The following is a 17,090-nucleotide window of genomic DNA, read 5'->3' on the forward strand; positions in this document are numbered from 1 at the left end:
CCAGGAACGTTCCGCCGGCCCCGCCGGCACCGCCTGCGACGCCATTGAAGCCGCTACCGCCACCGCCACCGATCGCACTGGTATTGGTGAACGATCCGGTTGCGGTGTAACCGGTGCCGCCGCCGCCGCCGGACCCCAGGAACGTTCCGCCGGCCCCGCCGGCACCGCCTGCGACGCCATTGAAGCCGCTACCGCCACCGCCGCCGCCGGCGTAGCCGCCGCCACCACCACCGGCGCCCGAGCCACCACCGCCGCCGCCGCCATAGGTCGAAGCGCTGCCGCCACCGCCGCCGCCTCCGGATTGGTGGCTGGCGGCCGTTCCGCCGCTTCCGGCACCTGAACCACCGAAACTGCCGGGCGCCCCGGCGCCACCGCTTGCAGCACTGCCGCCACTGCCGCCCGCACCGCCTCCGGTACCCCCATTGCCGCTGCCGGGCAGGAGGCTGAAGCCCGGGCCTCCGTTGGCGCCGCCTATGACCGCGCTACCGCCTCCGGCCGGGGACGCGATGCCGGTGCCCGCCACGCCTCCGCGACCGCCGTCGCCGGCATTGGCCGACGCACCGTCACCGTTGGCAAAAGCGCTGCCATTGCCGCCCGAATAGCAGATTCCAAAATAGCCCGCGCCGCCGCCGGCGCCCCCGCCCTGGACGCCGGTCGCGCTGCCATCGCTGCATGGAGGAAAGCCGCCGGGCGACAGACCGCCAGCGCCGCCACCACCTGCATGGGCGCTCGACATCAGTGACAGCAGTAGCGGCAGCGCCGTGAACGACGCCCGCAGCCATCCCTTGTCGGCAACGGCCAGATACGGCACCAGCTTGAGCTTGCTTGAATCAACCACGACGTCCACGCTCATCTGGCACCTGCAACGCACTTCCGGCAATTGGCCTGACGTCAGGCTAGCACGCGCTGTGCGACAGATTGTCTCGATCAGGTGCGAATGGCCGGCGCGCGAGCACTATTCGTTTCCCCTGTTGCATTCGCGCAACTTCAACTTGCAGCGCCTTGCACGCGCCCGCCGCGGCAGGCGCGATGTGATCTGCCGGCCTTCGCAGCCGTGCGCGCTTCGTCTGGATCTTCCATATCGCTGACGTCTCGATTGAGCGAGACCAGCGCGTCAACCAGCTTGACCGGTCCTAGGCGGCGACGACCAGCGGCTGCGTCATGTCAGCCATCGCCGGCACCAGCGATGGCGCCTCGCAATCCTGCAGTGCCAGCTCGTCCAGGAGGTCTTGCAGCCGCGGCGGCAAGTCGGCGTAATCGCCGCGCAACGCATGGCGCAGCCGATCGCCGATCTCTTCGCAGATAGCGCGCGCGTGCTCGGGCGCGATCGGATGATGGCTGGTCATGGACGTGGACCGCTTGCGACGATGGCGCGCCGTCCAACTGCAACCACGGATCCCGCATACGCAGATGCGATCAAGACGAGGATCCGAACAATGCTGAACATGTTCGTACTCCCTTTTCTGATCCCTCAGTAACAGGGAGACATTGCCGCCCGATTAGGGAAACTGGTTCCTGCGGCCTTTAGGGGATTGGTAAACACGAAGTTCAAGGCCGGCCCGCAACCGGGACCGAAGCAGGAGACCGACGGTCCGGGATTTCGGCGTCGGCGCGCGCGCAAACCCTGTCCAGGTGCTTTCCAAATGCTGTCCGCTGTCCCCAATCAGGGGGACAGACGCATCCGGTCGAATCAATAAGATGCCGAACCGGAGGCGGGTCGGCTATGATCGGCCGCGTATTGAACAAAAAGACTTGCTGGGAGGAATTGCAATGAAGCTGGCCATGGCCGGACTCTGGGTACTCGCGGGCACCCTCCTGATCGCACCGGACGCGCGGGCCGACATCAAGGTCGGCGTCGTGGTCTCCGCATCCGGACCGGGCTCGGCGCTCGGCCAGCCGCAGATGCGCACCATTGCCGCGCTGCCGAAGGAGATCGGCGGCGAGAAGGTGGTCTATATCGCGCTCGACGACGAATCCGATCCGACCAAGGGCACGCAGAATGCCCGCCGCCTCGTGATCCAGGACGGCGTCGACATCCTGATCGGCTCCTCGCTCACCCCGGTGACCATGCCGATGCTCGACGTCGCGGTGGAGAGCAAGACGCCGATCATCTCGCTCGCCGCGGCGACCGCGATCGTACGGCCGATGGACGACCGCCGCCGCTGGGCGTTCAAGGTGGTGCCCAACGACGATCTGATGGCGGCGGCGATCCTGAAATACATCGCCAAGTCCGGCATCAAGACGCTCGGCTATATCGGCGTCTCCGACGGCTATGGCGAAGGTTACTACAGTGAGGTATCGCGGCTGGCGCCGACGCTCGGCCTCACCGTCACGACCCATGAGGTCTATGCGCGCGCCGACACCAGCGCGATGGGCCAGGCGCTGAAGGTGATCGCGACCAACCCGGAAGCGGTGTTCATCGCTTCTGCAGGCACGCCGGCCGTGCTGCCGCAGGAGGCGCTGCGCAGCCGCGGCTATGCCGGCAAGATCTTCCAGACCCACGGCGTGGCTTCGGAGGAATTCATCAAGCTCGGCGGCGCCAATGTCGAGGGCGCCGTGTTCACCGGCGAGGCCTTCACCATCGCCGACGATCTGTCGGCGGAGGATCCATTCCGGAAGGTACGCGACGAGTTCGTGTCGTCGTATGAGAAGGTCAACGGGCAAAAGCCGAACATCTTCGGCGCGCATCTGTGGGACGCCGTGACGCTGTTCAAGCGCGCGGCGGCGAATGCGCTGAAGACGGCAAAGCCCGGCACGGCGGAATTCCGCGCCGCGCTGCGCGACGAGCTCGAGCGCGGCAAGGACGTCTACCTCAACAACGGCCTGTCGACCATGAGCCCGACCGACCACAATGGCTACGACGAGCGCTCGGCATTCGTGATCAAGGTCGAGGGCGGCAAGTTCAGGCTGGTGAAGTAGCGGTTGGGCTAGTCGCCGCCCCAGCGCCAGCGCGGCGGCTCGCCCTTCCACCAGCACACGCCGGTGAGCAGGACGCAGAGCACGACGACATAGCCAAGGAATTCAGCCCGGGAGTGCGGCAGGATCAATGCTGCGCCGACGGCGATCAGAACGGCAAACGCCGCGACCACCGACCAGCCTTGCCAGTTGGCCGGAGGTCCCCAGCCCCAGCCGTAGCGCTTGGCGGGAAACCAGTAGCCGTCGTCACGTGGCATGGGATCGTTCCCCGGTGCTCATGTGTCACGTCGATGCGAGCGTGTCACGATCCGTAGCCCGGATGAAGCGAAGCGCAATCCGGGAGCAGCGGCCCCGGATTTCGCTGCGCTTCATCCGGGCTACGGGTCTCGAAATCCATTGCCTCACAGCTTGCCCTTGGCCGATACGCAGATGCCCTTCAGCGCCTGCCATTCGGCCGAAGACAGCAGCGGCGGGCCATTGGGCCGGCTGGCGACGTCGGCCTTGTCCATCCGCGCCAGGCGGTCCTCGGTCAACGGATGGCTGGAGACCAGCGAGAGCCCCTTGCCGCCTTCCTTGCCGGTGACGCGGAACATCAATTCGCCCATCGGCTTGGCCGGACGACCGAGACTGTGCATGGTCTCGATCGCAAACGTGTCGGCGTTGCTCTCGGCTTCGCGCGAATAGGACGATGTCACCAGCGAGCGCGAGGCGAAGATCAGCGCGCCGGAGCCGGTGACATCGCCGAACAAGAGCCCGATCAGGAACGAGGTGCCGCCATTGTGGATCAGCTCGCGCATGCTGTCGCGATGCCGGAGATGGCCGAGCTCATGGGCCAGCACGCCGGCGATCTCGTCGGGGTTTTCCGCCTTCTCCAATAGCCCGTCGAACAGAAAGACCTTGCCGCCCGGCAGCGCGAAGGCGTTCGGCACCGACGTCGCGAGCACGCTCGACTGCACCGAATTGTCGAAGCCCGCGCTCTCCCGCAGTCTGCCGACCAGCTTCGTGAAGGCCGCCTGTCCCGCCGCATTGCTGCACGGCTTGCCGTCGAACAGCACCTTGACCTGGGCCTCCGCGACGTCGCCGAGGCGGCGTTCGAAGGAGTCCGGCACCAGCGGCGTCAGCCGCTCGGCGGCCAAGGGCACGCCGAACAGCACCACCAGCACGATCGACACCGCGGCCGCCAGCGACCAGCCGACGATCGCGGCGACGCCCCTGCGGTTCGGCAAATCCGCCTCGAGCGCGTCGCAGCGCGCGACCAGCGTGGCAATCAGCGCGCCGTCGCGGATCTCGAGCCGTGCCAGCGATGGCGCGGTCAGGCAGCTCAGCCGCAACAGGCCGGACGGGCTGTCGGCGCGGCGGATGTCGGCAAACACCCAGCGCGCCAGCAGCGCGCCGTCTTGCCTGATCTCCAGCGCATCGGATAGTTTGAGCGCGACGACGCGCCGCCGGTTCGATGCGCCGTCGAAGAAGACGGCACCCGGTGCCGGCGCCGCCACAGGGCTAGTCGCGCTGGAATCGGATTCCATGATGCTAAAGCGCGACGAGATTGGGTTGAATCGTCATCGCGCTTTAGCTCCTTGTTTGAGCATGATCTTTTCGGATAACCGCTTCGCACTTTTCCGGATCATGCTTAGAATCCACCGACGTCGAGGCCGTCGGCAAAACCTTCGCCGAGCGCGTTGGCGAGATCGCCGCGCGCAGTGACGTCGGCGGCCGCACCGATGTTGTGCACGATGGTCGAGGACAGCACCCGGACCCAGAGATCGCGCATCAGATAGACCCGCATCACCACGTTCAGCGCCAGCGCAAAGGCGAGATAGCCGATGCCGAGCAGCACGATCAGGGGAATGCTCTTGGCGAACGCCTCGGTCCTGAAGAAGTTCTCGATCGAGGAGCCGTCCATGCTGGCGACCAGCAGGGTGCAGAGTACGAGATAGGCCGCGAACACCAGGCCGAGCAGCACGACCCAGCCGATCACCTTCCAGTACAGGCCGATCAGCGCGCTGCGGGGAAGCGTGGATTCCAGCCGGACCTCGCCGAACCGGATACCCGACAGCCACCAGCGCCACTCGACCGCCTTGAACGCGGCATAGGCGAACGGGGCGAAGATCGTGCTGTAGAGCGCGAACGGCATCAACAGCCACAGCCACCAGCCGCGCTTGAAGAACTCCCAGCCGCGGCCCTCGAACGAGCCTTGAAGGTCGCCGTAGTAGGAATGCCGCATCTTGTAGCGTTCGAGCGCCGCCTCGCGCCATGGCAGCGCGAAGCCGAGCGTGATCACGACCAGCACGCCCCACAGCGAGGCCTTCAGCGCGTAGATCCAGCCCGAGCCGCTCATCCAGAAGCGGACGCCGCGCCACACCGTGCGGGTCAGGCGGTAGCGCCGCGCGCGGTAGATCGCGAACTGGCCGAACAAATAGAAGAAGGCGACCAGCGGCAGCGAGGCGAACGCCTTGAGATGCTCGGCCTCGATGCCGATCAGGAAGTAGCCGAGATAGATCGGCACCAGGATCGCGAGCGCGATCAAAAAGCCGATCAACAGCTCCTTGCCGCGGCCGGTATATTCCGGCGCGTCGCCGTCGATCTGGGTGTTCGACCACAGGTGCCGGCGGATGTCGGTGGTGAGCCAGAACCGGTAGAAGCCGACCGTGACCAGTTCGAGCCCGGCGCCGCGCGCGACCAGCCGGAAAAACTCCTTCCGGCTCCCTGAAAACGCCACCGGCATCGGCGGCGGGACCGGTTGCGGCGGCGGCTGCGGCGGCCCCAGCGGGGTCCAGCTCATGTCGTTCACGGGTCAACTCCAGGCGAGACAATCTCTGCGTATCAAAAGCACAGGTTTGTCGCTGCGAGTGTGATCCAGGTTTCACACGAGGTCGAGAGCGCGGCGGCCGGATTTGGCACGTGCGGTTGGCGTTGCCTTAACGGGACCGCCGGAAGCAGGCACTGCCGCGGGTGCGCCCCCTTCCCGCCCGGATAACGAGCTTCGAACCCGAAGCGGCAATTGGCCGACTTATCCGACGAGCCGAACGGCAGAGAGGCCGCCGCAGGAGCGAGGAAACCCTGGCGATGAACAGATGGATATTGTCGGCGTGCCTCCTGGCACTTACAGCAGCTCCCGCTGCTGCCGTTGACATACGGCTGGATACCTATCGCAATCCGAAGAACGAGACCATCCGCATCTTCAATCATATGTACCTCGACGGCGTGAGGGGCGGCCTGATGGCGTCGAATGCCTGGCTGACACGGCATGGCCGCCCATTGCTGTTCTGCATGCCGGGCGACCTCGCACTGACCAGCGAGCAAGTCGAAGAGATCATGCTCAAGTCGGCCGACAAACGGTCCGCCAAAGGCGAGATGGTGGTCGCGCTCCTGCTGCTCTGGGGCATGCAGGACACCTACCCCTGCGAAAAGCCCGCCAGCCAACAGACGGCGCCCGCACCGCCCGATTAAATCAAACGCCGTTTCAAACGGCGCTGGCCGCCGGCCCGGCCGTTCCGCCATCGGAAAGGCCCGGATTCGGCCGCTTTGGCCTGCCATCAATGCGGCCAAATGCGCGCTGAGGGCCCTTGCGCAAATGCCGGAATGAGAATGTAATTCGGTAAAACATATCGCGCCGGCGATGCCCCGGCTGCGCAACGGTTGAGGAGCCGCTCATGCACGGGACCGTCGATCTCGTCAAAGACACCAATCTGGACGCCGCTCGCGAACGCGCCAACACGCTTCCGCTCGCCGACTACGATCCCGGCGATCCGGAGCTGTTCAAGACCGATACCTTCTGGCCGTATTTCGACCGGCTGCGCCGCGAAGATCCGGTGCACTACTGCAAGGACTCGATGTTCGGTCCGTACTGGTCGGTCACCCGCTACAACGACATCATGGACATCGAGACCAACCATTCGGTGTTCTCCTCGGCCGCCTCGCTCGGCGGCATCACCATCCGCGACGTGCCGCCGGACCTGCGCCGCGAAAGCTTCATCGCGATGGACCAGCCGCGCCATTCGGCGCAGCGCAAGACCGTGGCGCCGATGTTCACGCCGACGCATCTTGACGAGCTCGCCACCAACATCCGCAAGCGCTCGACCGAGTGCCTCGACAATCTGCCGCGCGGCGAGGTGTTCGACTGGGTCGACAAGGTCTCGATCGAGCTGACGACGCAGATGCTCGCGGTGCTGTTCGATTTCCCCTGGGAAGACCGCCGCAAGCTGACGCGCTGGTCCGACGTCGCCACCACCCTGCCCGGCGCCGGCGGCCTGGTCGCCACCGAGGACGAGCGGCAGGCCGAACTGATGGAATGCGCGAGCTACTTCGCAAGGCTCTGGAAGGAACGCTCGAGCCAGCCGCCGAAGAGCGACCTGCTCTCGATGATGGCGCATAGCGACGCCACGCGGAACATGGATCCGAAGAATTTCCTCGGCAATCTGATCCTCTTGATCGTCGGCGGCAACGACACCACGCGCAACACGCTGTCCGGCAGCATCTATGCGCTGGCCAAGCATCCGGAGCAGTACCGCAAGCTCAGGGAGAATCCGGCCCTGATCGACAGTTTCGTGCCCGAGGTGATCCGCTGGCAGACGCCGCTCGCCCATATGCGGCGCACCGCGCTCGCCGACTACGAGTTCCGCGGCCGCCAGTTCAAGAAGGGCGACAAGGTCGTGATGTGGTACGTCTCGGGCAACCGCGACGAGGAAGCGATCGAGAAGCCCTACGAGTTCCTGATCGACCGCGCCCGGCCGCGCACCCACATCTCGTTCGGCTTCGGCATCCACCGCTGCGTCGGCCTGCGGCTCGCCGAGCTGCAACTCAAGATCATCTGGGAAGAGATCCTCAAGCGCTTCGACACCATCGAGGTGGTGGACGAGCCGCAGCGGGTGTATTCCAGCTTCATCAAGGGCTACGAGACGCTGCCAGTGCGCATCACCGCCTGACGCGTCGCGAGCCAACCGGGATCAAGAAGCATGAACGTCCAGACTGCCATCCGTGCCGATCGGGCCGAGCTAGAGCGCCACGCGCGCGAGGAAGCCTATTCGACACCTCTGCAGGACTTCCATCCCGGCGCGCCGCGCCTGTTTCAGAACGACACGCTGTGGCCGTGGTTCGAGCGGCTGCGCAAGGAAGCGCCGGTGCACTACTGCACCAACGCGCCGATCGAGCCGTATTGGTCGGTGGTGAAGTACAACGACATCATGCATGTCGACACCAGCCACGGCATCTTCTCCTCGGATTCCACGCTCGGAGGCATCTCGATCCGCGACGTGCCGCCAGGCTACGACTATCCGAGCTTCATCGCGATGGACCAGCCGAAGCACGCCCATCAGCGCAAGACCGTGTCGCCGATGTTCACGCCCACCCATCTCGACGAGCTGGCCAAGCTGATCCGGCAGCGCTCGCAAAGCGTGCTCGACAATTTGCCGCGCAACGAGACCTTCAACTTCGTCGAACGTGTCTCGATCGAGCTGACGACGCAGATGCTCGCGACGCTGTTCGATTTCCCCTGGGAGGAGCGGCGCAAGCTGACGCGCTGGTCCGACGTGTCCACCGCGCTGCCGAAGAGCGGCATCGTCAATTCGCCGGAAGAGCGGCGGCAGGAAATGGACGAGTGCTACGCCTATTTCTCCAAGCTGTGGAACGAGCGCGTCAACTCGGCCCCGCGCAACGATCTGCTGTCGATGATGGCGCATAGCGACGCCACCCGGCATATGGATCCCGACAATCTGATGGGCAACATCATCCTGCTGATCGTCGGCGGCAACGACACCACGCGCAACACCATGAGCGGCTCGGTGCTGGCGCTGCACGAGCATCCCGACCAATTCCAGAAGCTGAAACAGAACCCCGCGCTGATCGACACCATGGTGCCGGAGGTGATCCGCTGGCAGACGCCGCTGGCGCATATGCGGCGCACCGCGCTGCAGGACACCGAGATCGGCGGCAAGACGATCAAGAAAGGCGACCGCGTCGTGATGTGGTACGTCTCCGGCAACCGCGACGACGAGGTGATCGACCGTCCCGACGAGTTCATCATCGATCGCGCCCGGCCGCGCATCCATCTGTCGTTCGGCTTCGGCATCCATCGCTGCGTCGGCATGCGACTCGCCGAGCTGCAGCTCAAGATCGTCTGGCAGGAGATGCTGAAGCGCTTCGACCGCATCGAGGTGGTCGGCGAGCCGAAGCGGGTTTATTCCAGCTTCGTGCGCGGCATCGAGAACCTGCCGGTGCGCATCCCGGGCTGAGGACAGGCTTGCGCCGGTCGGCGCACGCCAACCTGGGTATATCAAAACTGGAATGGGACGACCGAAACGGAGACGGCGCCATCAGACGCCTGCTGGACCGTGAAGTCGATCTCCTTCGAGGCCTTGGTATCGCCGACACTGACCGAGATCGCGCCGCTGCATTGCAGCGTTCGCTTGTCGGCGCTCACCGACGTCGTCACAATCCTCTCGCCGAGAAGATAGAGCGGCTTGGCGGTGTCCGCATTGGCCGGCGCCGCGGAATTCTTTGCGGCGTAGTTGACCAGGGGATTGCGGTGGTCGTCCGCTACGGTCCGCAGCACCGCATTGCGCGTTTCGATCGAATCACAATCGAGCTTGTCGCCGCAGCCACCGAGCAGAAGCAGCAACGGAACGCCGCAAACGGCAAGCGATCGACCACGGGAATTCAACATCCACATTGCTTCGGGCAGTTGACGACAATCGGCAACGGGTCCGGTGCAGCATCGTTCCTATCTGGCACGGCTCTGACACGATCGCCGATTTTGGGCCGATATGCGGGACTTGCGTAGGCAGAATAGCCTTAGAATGTCCTTGGCTGCGCGCGCGATCGGCCCTATGTCTGCCGGTCACGGTTGTTTGACACGTCGCCCCAGATCGCTGCCTTGTCCGGTGTGCTGTTCGGTGACGTCTTGCAGTTTGGGCCAGTTGACGGGACATGAACCGAAAAGAACGGCGTGCGGCCGGTAAGCGACAGGACGCGTCCAGTAAAAGCACAACTGCTTTCGGCGCCGCCGGCGTCAGCATTGCAGGCCTTGCCGCCGAGGCCAGCCGCTTCTACGGAATGCGCCGCTTCAACGAAGCGCAGGAGATCTGCCGGCACATTCTCGCGCGCGAGCCCGGCCATGTGCAGAGCCTCAATCTTCTCGGCCTGATGGTGCAGGCGGCCGGCGATCATCGGGCCGCCGCGAAGCTGTTCACGAAAGCAATCGCCGCCGACGAGGTCAACGCCGCGTGCCACTACAACGCCGGCAATTCGTACCAGGCACTGGGCAATCGCGCCAAGGCGGCCGCGCATTTCAGCAAGGCGCTGGCGCTCGGCATGGATGCCAAGGCGGTCGGCTTCATCCTGCAGAGCCCGACCGTCACCCGCTATATCGAGCGGATTGCCGGCAAATGGCCGCTCCCGATGACCACCGCCGAACTGTTCGGCACCGACAGCATCGCCCCGCTCGCGGGCGACCTGTTCCTGCGTGCTGCGCTGGAAGCCACGACGCTGGCGAGCATGCAGCTCGAGGTGCTGCTGGGATATGCGCGGGCCGAACTGTTGCGGCGTGCGAGCGATCAGAACGCAGTGGACGACGAGATCGTCGGCTTTGCCTGCGCGCTCGCCCGGCAATGCTTCATCAACGAATATGCCTGCGGACAAACCGAGGCGGAAAGCGAACTTGCCGGCGCATTGCGCGATCGGCTGCTGCACGACCTCGCATCAGGGGCTGCGATCGCGCCGCTCACGCTGGCGGTGGTGGCGGCGTATTTTCCGCTTCATGCCCTGCCCGCGGCGGATGCGCTGCTGCTGCACGACCGGCCCGCGGCCACGGCCGGCCTGCTAAAGGTGCAGCTTCGCGAGCCACGCGAGGAGACGGACGATCGCAGCACAATTGCGACGCTGACCCCGATCAGGAACGACATCTCCGTCGAGGTGATGCGCCAGTACGAGGAAAATCCCTATCCGCGCTGGACCGTGAATCCGCTGACGGCCTTCACCGCCGACCGGGCGCGCGGGCGAACCGTCGCGACCGCGGAACAGCAGGCCGAGCGGGATATCCTGATCGCGGGGTGCGGCACCGGCTCGCACGCGATCCAGATCGCGCAGGTCTATCCGAACGCGCGCCTGCTCGCGGTCGACATCAGCATGACCAGCCTCGCCTATGCGCGCCGCAAGACGCGCGAGCTCGGCTTGCGCAACATCGAGTACGCCCAGGCGGACATCCTGGAATTGGGCTCGCTCGGCCGCAGCTTCGACAGCATCGAGTCGGTCGGCGTGCTGCACCATCTTGCCGAGCCTTTTGCCGGCTGGCGGGTGCTGGTCACGCTGCTGCGGCCCGGCGGCACGATGCGCATCGGGCTGTACAGCGAGCTGGCGCGCCGTGTCATCGTCGAGGCTCGCGCCCGCATCGCGGCACGCGGCTATCGTGCCACCACCGAGGATATCCGACGCTGCCGGCAGGACATCTTCCGCGAAGCCGAGCAATGGAAACCGCTGATCGGCGCCAAGGACTTCTACAGCATCAGCGGCTGCCGCGATCTGCTGTTCAACGTGATGGAGCATCGCCTGACGATCCCCGAGATCGCGGCCTTCCTGAACCAACATGGCCTGACGTTCGGGGGCTTCGAGCCGTTTGACGATCCGGCGGTGCTCGAGCAATTCCGCAAGCAGTTTGCGGGCGCGGCCGACGAGACCAATCTCGATCAATGGCACCGCTTCGAGCTCGATCACCCCGAGACGTTCTGGGACATGTACGTGTTCACGGCGGGCAAGAAAGCGCACTGAAACGGCATTCCGCCACGCCAAGGTCGTCGCATCAATATTGATCAACCTCCAAGCGAGTTTTCGCTTGCGTGCTTGGCCAAACATAAACAAGAATGGATATCCGGGCTGAGGCCGCTGTTGTGCAACCGCGACTGCGCCCGGCCGCGTGTCTATTTGCCTTTCGCCTCCACTTCCACCGCTGCGTCGACATGGGCCTCGCCGAGTTGCAGCGCCGAATCGTATGACGAGATGCTGAAGCAGTTCGCGCGCTCGTGATGAATTGCTTCCAGTTCAGAGCGAGGACTGAGGTCCGGCATGCTGCATCACACCGGCGATCGCGTGCGGCAATTGAGAGGCTTCGGCTGGCGGCTGATACAGGAGAGGAGTCGGACGTCGAAGCATTGATGCAGGTTTTTTCCGGTCTCAAGCCAATACCCTTGAAGGAAATCGCTAATGACCTCTCCACGTGCAATCCCGACCGCAGTCGATGTGTATGCGCAAGCGGCTCCTTGGACTAACGCTACACCGACCCGCATTTTGAAAACCACCGCGATCCCGGTTTCATTGCCTTCCAACGGATGTACCTGGACCGCAAGCACCGCGCAGTTCAGCTCCGTCTCCGTTCCCGATCCGACAACAGGACAACAATATTTTTGCCTTGCCGTCCAGGGGACGGGGATGCGCTATGACTTTGGCCTCAACGCGGTGCCGATACAAGGGCATCCAAGCGTAGTTCAGGGAGCATTCCTCTTCGACACCGAAGACGGCGGGATCTCCACATTTTACGGGTGGACCTACGTTATCGACCCAACCAGTGGCGCCCATTATTTCATCTGCGCCGCGTCTACCAGCGCACCGAGCAACCGCCTGTATTGGAGCTGCCTGACGCAGACCTACAAATTCTTTCCGCCGATCATGAAGCCTTACCAACCAAGCTCCGGCACGGGAGCGCAGGGGGTTTGGTCAATCGGCGACACCATCTGGTTTGCAAAACAGGACAATACGCTTTGGCAAATCTCCCTCGCCGACATGCTCGCAAACAAGACCACCTCGCTGCAGCAGGTCAGCTCGACAGGGATTGTTCAAGCCGTCATTGCCGACGGCGCGACGTCGCCGACTTGCTACGTACTTGCGGCGGTCGCGAGCGGTGATGGCTACGACCTCGTCGAGTTCCCGGCGGGCAGCCCGGCAAATGCCGTAACGATCCAATCGGGCTTCAGTCCTGGCGGAATCAAGACGACCCCTGACGGCGCCGTGTGGAAGGTCATCTCCGATCTGAATCCCAACGATCTCCAGCAGCCGAAGTCGGAAGTCGCCTTACTTGTCCCGAGTTGCCCGATCAACGGTCGTGTCCCCGCGTGGGTCGATCCATTTGCCAACGCCGATCCATCTCTTTATGCGACCGGACTGACGCAAACCATCATGGACGCGATTCCGCTGTCCGCCACGGACGTTTTGCTTTTAACGACAGCGAATGCGAGTTCTTACGACCCAACGATGGGGTTTCCCCCGTGGCTGATGACCCGCGTCGCAATCGGGGTCTTTGATCAGCCGACAGTTCCCTTCAATTCGTACACCGGTGATGCACTGAGCGCCTACACCCAGATCAGCCAGGACCTGATCAAGGCCGACTCAAACGCAAGTGACATCAGGGCACTGTATGGCCAGATGTCGTCATCGCAGGCCAGCCAATACTACGCCGCTCTGTCTGCCATGACGGCGCCCTCCGCAGCATGGAGCAGCGTTCAGAACGACGTTCTGAACGAGTTAGGTGATCTTGTGTCGGCGTCGTCGTTCTGGGATTCGATGTCACAAGTCGTCAGCATACAAAGTCAGATCAAGTCATTGGCGGCGGGTTACGTCGCAAACAGTCTTGCGATTCCGACGACGGCAACCTTGAAGGAGAATACCCCCGGCACCGTCAACGCGTTGAGCATTGCCGCGCTCGGGGCAGGAGGGGGAGCCTCTATTCTGACCTGCGTGGGCGGTTACGTCGCGGTCAGCGCGGCGGCGGATGCAGCGACAATGGGTCTGTTCTCGGCAGGCGCGGCCATCGTCGGCATGCTGTGTTCGTTCTTCGGATCGCGCGCCACCAACTACTCCATCAACGTGAGCGATCCGATGTATTACATCAGCGCCAAACTCGGTGATGTTGACGGCGTCCTGGGTCAGACCTTCACGGCAACGCTGAGTACAATTCAATCTTATGCGGAGGCCGGCACCAAGGACGGCGGGATGTTGGCGACAGTCGGCGCGCTGTACAGAAACGGCACCTGGACAGCGACTCCGCCCCAATTTGAACCGGGCTCGAATCAGCCACCCACCTCGTTTGAAGCCTATTACAACGGGTGCGTGATATCGTTTTTCCAGGCATTCGTGCCCCTCGTCACCGGGATGGACCTCATCATTACGAACATAGGCAGCGATGGCGGCAAGTGGAACACGTACAAGGGCAAACCAGTTTATATGAGTCCTTCACACACTTGGTGGGATACGACGGGTGACGAGTATCAGGGAGCATTGCTGCAATACGCGTCCAAGAGCGACCAAAGCAAACCGCTCGGTCCGGATCTTGACGCTCTTCTGTTCACGACCTGGAGTATTCCTTACGCAGACGTCTTCCAAAACTGGAACATTCCGACCACGCCATCCTGGACATCCGGGTGAACGGAGGACGCCTCCGATGCTTCCGCTCCCCTATAAGATTCCGGCATAGCTGCGCAGGCAGCCCCGGCATGGCCTAAGCCAGCGGCAAGAGGACGCGCCAATGCGCATCCCTTGCGGGGAGAGGCTTAGGCCGCCCTCGGCGGCCGTTCTCAACAACGCCGAAGCGGAGCTTCGGCTAGACGTATCGTTAGCAGCGTTCCGGGTGGAGTCTCCGCGAACGCAGCTATCATCGTATCCGCGGAGACAGCCCCTCACCCCAACCCTCTCCCCGTAAGAACGGGGAGAGGGAGCGCAGCGCCGTCACAGCCGCCGTTCGACTTAATCTCACTGCATGCTAGCGCGCGTGCTGGCCCTTGTTGGTCGGCAACGGGCAATTGGTGCAGACCCGGTCGTCGCACATCCGGCAGATCGTGAAGCGATCCATTTCCGATGTGTCCTGCCTTGCCAGCAACTCGCGGATCAGCGTCGCGAGCTGCTTTCGCTCAGTCGACGACAGCACATCGAGCAGCGACGTCACGGCTGAAATCCGCGACGCCAACAGTTCGTCGCGGGACGCGGTGCCTGACGCCGTCAGGTGCAAGGCGACCTCGCGGCCGTCCTTTCCCGGACGGCGTTCGACGAACCGATCCGACACCAGACGGTCCACCAGCCGCACCGTTCCAGAGTGCGACAGGCCGAGGATTCGCCTCAGCTTGTCATTGGTCATGCCCTGGCCGTAGCCGATGACGATGAGCGCCGCGGGCGTCTCGCCGCCGCGGCCGACCACCTCGCGCGCGCCCTGCTCGATGCGATCCATGACGGCGAGCGACAGCGCGCCCAGCAGATTGGCGATTCCGTTTTCCATGCCGGGAATAATATGTGCGCTGCGCACAAAAAACAACTTGACCTGATATGTGCGCTGCGCACATATTTATCCGGGAGAGCAAGGACGACGAAAAATGGAGAGAGCGATGACGATCCGAAGCACCGCATTGGCAACGCCTGACGCCGCCGCCAGCGAGCCCGCACTGAAATACGTCCACGCCAACGGCGTGCGGTTTGCCTATCTCGAACAGGGCAGCGGACCGCTCGTCATGTTCATGCACGGCTTTCCCGACAACGCCTGGTCGTATCGCAAGCAGCTGCAGGTGTTCGCCGATGCCGGCTATCGCGCGGTCGCGCCGTTCCTGCGCGGCTATGCGCCGACCGAGATTCCGGCCGACGGCATCTTCGATCCGATCGCGCTGGGCCAGGATCTCGAAGCGCTGATCGCGGCGCTGAGCGACGACGGACGCGCCTGCGTCGTCGGCATGGATTGGGGCGGCACCTCGACCTTCCAGGCGCTGGCCACGGCGCCGTCGGCGATCAAGGCCGCGGTGGTCATGAACACCGCGCACCCGATCACGATCCCAAGCCTCAGGAGCGATCCCGATGCCGTTCGATCGGTCTTCCACGTCTATTTCTTTACGGTGCCTGGCGCTCACTCAGCGGTCAACATCGAGGGACTTCCCTTCGTCGACTACCTTTGGAAGCTGTGGTCGCCAACCCTAGCGAACGACGCGCATCTCCGCTCGGTCAAGCAGACGCTCTCTTCTCCCGGCACCATGAAGGCGGCGCTGAAATACTACAACGGCCTGGTCGATGCGGGCGTTGCGGGCCGGCTGCCGATCAACGACATGCATACGCCGACGCTGACGATCTATGGCGGCAACGATCCGACCGTGCGGTATTCGATCAAGGAAGAGCCGCTCTTCAAGGGGCCACATCGGCGCGTTGTGCTGCCCGATGTCGGACACTTCCCGCATCTCGAGCGTGAGGCCGAGGTCACCGGTCTGATCATGGACTGGTTCACCACGCACGCCGCCGACTGAACAGTCGCGCCGCAAGCCGCGGTCGCGTCCGTCAAGACCTTTCAATTTCCCCGAGAAGGAGTGCGCGCAATGGACGCCACGACGCAGCAACAACACGCCGAAGCCTTTCATGCCCTGCACAGGAAGGGCGATCCGCTGGTCCTGTTCAACGCCTGGGACGTCGCGACCGCCAAGGCGATCGCGACAAGCTCGCCGGCCATCGCAACCAGCAGCGGCGCGGTCGCAGCCGCGCTCGGCTATGCCGACGGGGAAAACGCCCCGCTCGACATGATCGAAGGCCTGATCTCGCGGATGACCGCTGCGGTCTCCGTCCCGGTATCGATCGATCTGGAGGCAGGATATGGCGACACCGCGGACGCCGCCGCGCATTCGGCGGCGCGGATCCTGAAAGCCGGCGCCATCGGCATCAACATCGAGGACGGACTGGTCAGCGGCAAGCGCCAACTCGCCAGTCCCGAGCAGCATGCCGCGAAGATCAGCGCCGTGCGGGATGTCGCCCACAAGTCCGGAATTCGTCTCTTCATCAACGCGCGCACCGATCCGTTCCTGCTGAAATTCGGCTCGCCGGAAGAGTGCCTGAACGAAGCGGCGAGCCGAGCGAAAATCTATGCCGAGGCCGGCGCCGATGGAATCTTTGTGCCGGGCTTGACCGACCTCGCGCTGATCGAGCGGCTCGTTCAACTAACGCCGCTGCCGGTCAACATCATGGTGACGCGGGGCGTTCCGGAAATCGACGAACTCGCCCGCGCCGGCGTGCGCCGGATCAGCCTCGGGCCGTGGCCGATGATGGCGGCGATGCGCGTCATCGGAGAGGCCGCCGCCGCGGTCGCGTCCAGCAAGCAATACGGCACGTTTCTGCAGCCGAACGGCTGAACCAAGAGATCCACATCCCCCGTCATTGCGAGGAGCAAAGCGACG

The 17,090-nt window shown here is 64.0% G+C and carries 15 protein-coding genes and 1 pseudogene; 8 read left to right on the forward strand and 8 right to left on the reverse strand.

Translation table 11 applies throughout. The features are described 5' to 3' along the window. Both BRSPCE3_RS25545 and BRSPCE3_RS25550 read right to left on the reverse strand, forming a co-directional pair. A pseudogene (locus BRSPCE3_RS25545) lies at positions 1-853 on the reverse strand (hypothetical protein); the annotation flags it as partial. Positions 854-1,133: 280 nt separating this feature from the next. Further along, on the reverse strand, positions 1,134-1,346 hold the full coding sequence (locus tag BRSPCE3_RS25550; protein ID WP_244069063.1) for a hypothetical protein: 213 nt from the start codon (positions 1,344-1,346) through the stop codon (positions 1,134-1,136). Between the two features lie 424 nt (positions 1,347-1,770). On the opposite strand from BRSPCE3_RS25550, the gene BRSPCE3_RS25555 reads away from it, so the two are divergent. Next, complete coding sequence (locus BRSPCE3_RS25555; RefSeq protein ID WP_244069064.1) at positions 1,771-2,919, forward strand: ABC transporter substrate-binding protein; 1,149 nt, start codon at positions 1,771-1,773, stop codon at positions 2,917-2,919. Positions 2,920-2,927: 8 nt separating this feature from the next. On the opposite strand, the gene BRSPCE3_RS25560 is transcribed toward BRSPCE3_RS25555, so the two are convergent. The 3 genes from BRSPCE3_RS25560 to BRSPCE3_RS25570 form a co-directional block, all read right to left on the reverse strand. Next, a complete protein-coding gene (locus BRSPCE3_RS25560) occupies positions 2,928-3,173 on the reverse strand; it encodes a hypothetical protein (RefSeq protein ID WP_244069065.1) in 246 nt (81 codons plus the stop codon). A 144-nt stretch (positions 3,174-3,317) separates the two neighbouring features. Beyond that, the gene (locus tag BRSPCE3_RS25565) at positions 3,318-4,442 is read right to left on the reverse strand and encodes a M48 family metallopeptidase (RefSeq protein WP_244069066.1); all 1,125 of its coding nucleotides are present in this window, start codon (positions 4,440-4,442) and stop codon (positions 3,318-3,320) included. Positions 4,443-4,546: 104 nt separating this feature from the next. Further along, positions 4,547-5,698, reverse strand: coding sequence for a DUF898 family protein (locus BRSPCE3_RS25570; protein ID WP_244069481.1), 1,152 nt, complete (start codon positions 5,696-5,698; stop codon positions 4,547-4,549). Between the two features lie 284 nt (positions 5,699-5,982). Here BRSPCE3_RS25570 and BRSPCE3_RS25575 point away from each other — a divergent pair, with 284 nt between their 5' ends. From BRSPCE3_RS25575 to BRSPCE3_RS25585, 3 genes are all read left to right on the forward strand, one after another. Further along, the gene (locus tag BRSPCE3_RS25575) at positions 5,983-6,366 is read left to right on the forward strand and encodes a hypothetical protein (RefSeq protein WP_244069067.1); all 384 of its coding nucleotides are present in this window, start codon (positions 5,983-5,985) and stop codon (positions 6,364-6,366) included. Between the two features lie 203 nt (positions 6,367-6,569). Next, positions 6,570-7,841 carry a cytochrome P450 gene (locus BRSPCE3_RS25580; RefSeq protein WP_244069068.1) on the forward strand — a complete coding sequence of 424 codons (1,272 nt, stop codon included), beginning with the start codon at positions 6,570-6,572 and terminating at the stop codon, positions 7,839-7,841. A 30-nt stretch (positions 7,842-7,871) separates the two neighbouring features. Then, positions 7,872-9,146 (forward strand): cytochrome P450, encoded by a 1,275-nt coding sequence (locus BRSPCE3_RS25585; RefSeq protein ID WP_244069069.1) that lies wholly within the window; start codon positions 7,872-7,874, stop codon positions 9,144-9,146. 41 nt (positions 9,147-9,187) lie between these two features. On the opposite strand, the gene BRSPCE3_RS25590 is transcribed toward BRSPCE3_RS25585, so the two are convergent. Then, positions 9,188-9,532 carry a hypothetical protein gene (locus tag BRSPCE3_RS25590; protein ID WP_244069070.1) on the reverse strand — a complete coding sequence of 115 codons (345 nt, stop codon included), beginning with the start codon at positions 9,530-9,532 and terminating at the stop codon, positions 9,188-9,190. 308 nt (positions 9,533-9,840) lie between these two features. Between BRSPCE3_RS25590 and BRSPCE3_RS25595 the strand changes: the two genes are divergently transcribed. Next, on the forward strand, positions 9,841-11,676 hold the full coding sequence (locus tag BRSPCE3_RS25595; protein WP_244069071.1) for a bifunctional 2-polyprenyl-6-hydroxyphenol methylase/3-demethylubiquinol 3-O-methyltransferase UbiG: 1,836 nt from the start codon (positions 9,841-9,843) through the stop codon (positions 11,674-11,676). Between the two features lie 149 nt (positions 11,677-11,825). Here BRSPCE3_RS25595 and BRSPCE3_RS25600 read toward each other — a convergent pair whose 3' ends face one another. Continuing rightward, on the reverse strand, positions 11,826-11,972 hold the full coding sequence (locus tag BRSPCE3_RS25600) for a hypothetical protein (RefSeq protein WP_244069072.1): 147 nt from the start codon (positions 11,970-11,972) through the stop codon (positions 11,826-11,828). Between the two features lie 136 nt (positions 11,973-12,108). Between BRSPCE3_RS25600 and BRSPCE3_RS25605 the strand changes: the two genes are divergently transcribed. Further along, on the forward strand, positions 12,109-14,322 hold the full coding sequence (locus tag BRSPCE3_RS25605) for a hypothetical protein (RefSeq protein WP_244069073.1): 2,214 nt from the start codon (positions 12,109-12,111) through the stop codon (positions 14,320-14,322). A 334-nt stretch (positions 14,323-14,656) separates the two neighbouring features. On the opposite strand, the gene BRSPCE3_RS25610 is transcribed toward BRSPCE3_RS25605, so the two are convergent. Continuing rightward, positions 14,657-15,166: a MarR family winged helix-turn-helix transcriptional regulator gene (locus BRSPCE3_RS25610; RefSeq protein WP_244069074.1), complete on the reverse strand. Its 510-nt coding sequence runs from the start codon at positions 15,164-15,166 to the stop codon at positions 14,657-14,659. Positions 15,167-15,272: 106 nt separating this feature from the next. Here BRSPCE3_RS25610 and BRSPCE3_RS25615 point away from each other — a divergent pair, with 106 nt between their 5' ends. Both BRSPCE3_RS25615 and BRSPCE3_RS25620 read left to right on the forward strand, forming a co-directional pair. Further along, the gene (locus BRSPCE3_RS25615; protein ID WP_244069075.1) at positions 15,273-16,172 is read left to right on the forward strand and encodes an alpha/beta fold hydrolase; all 900 of its coding nucleotides are present in this window, start codon (positions 15,273-15,275) and stop codon (positions 16,170-16,172) included. Positions 16,173-16,241: 69 nt separating this feature from the next. Beyond that, entirely contained in the window at positions 16,242-17,045 is an 804-nt protein-coding gene (locus tag BRSPCE3_RS25620; RefSeq protein ID WP_244069076.1) for an isocitrate lyase/phosphoenolpyruvate mutase family protein, read from the forward strand. Positions 17,046-17,090: the final 45 nt, after the last annotated feature.

The organism is Bradyrhizobium sp. Ce-3 (genome assembly GCF_022835695.1).
Lineage (GTDB): Bacteria > Pseudomonadota > Alphaproteobacteria > Rhizobiales > Xanthobacteraceae > Bradyrhizobium.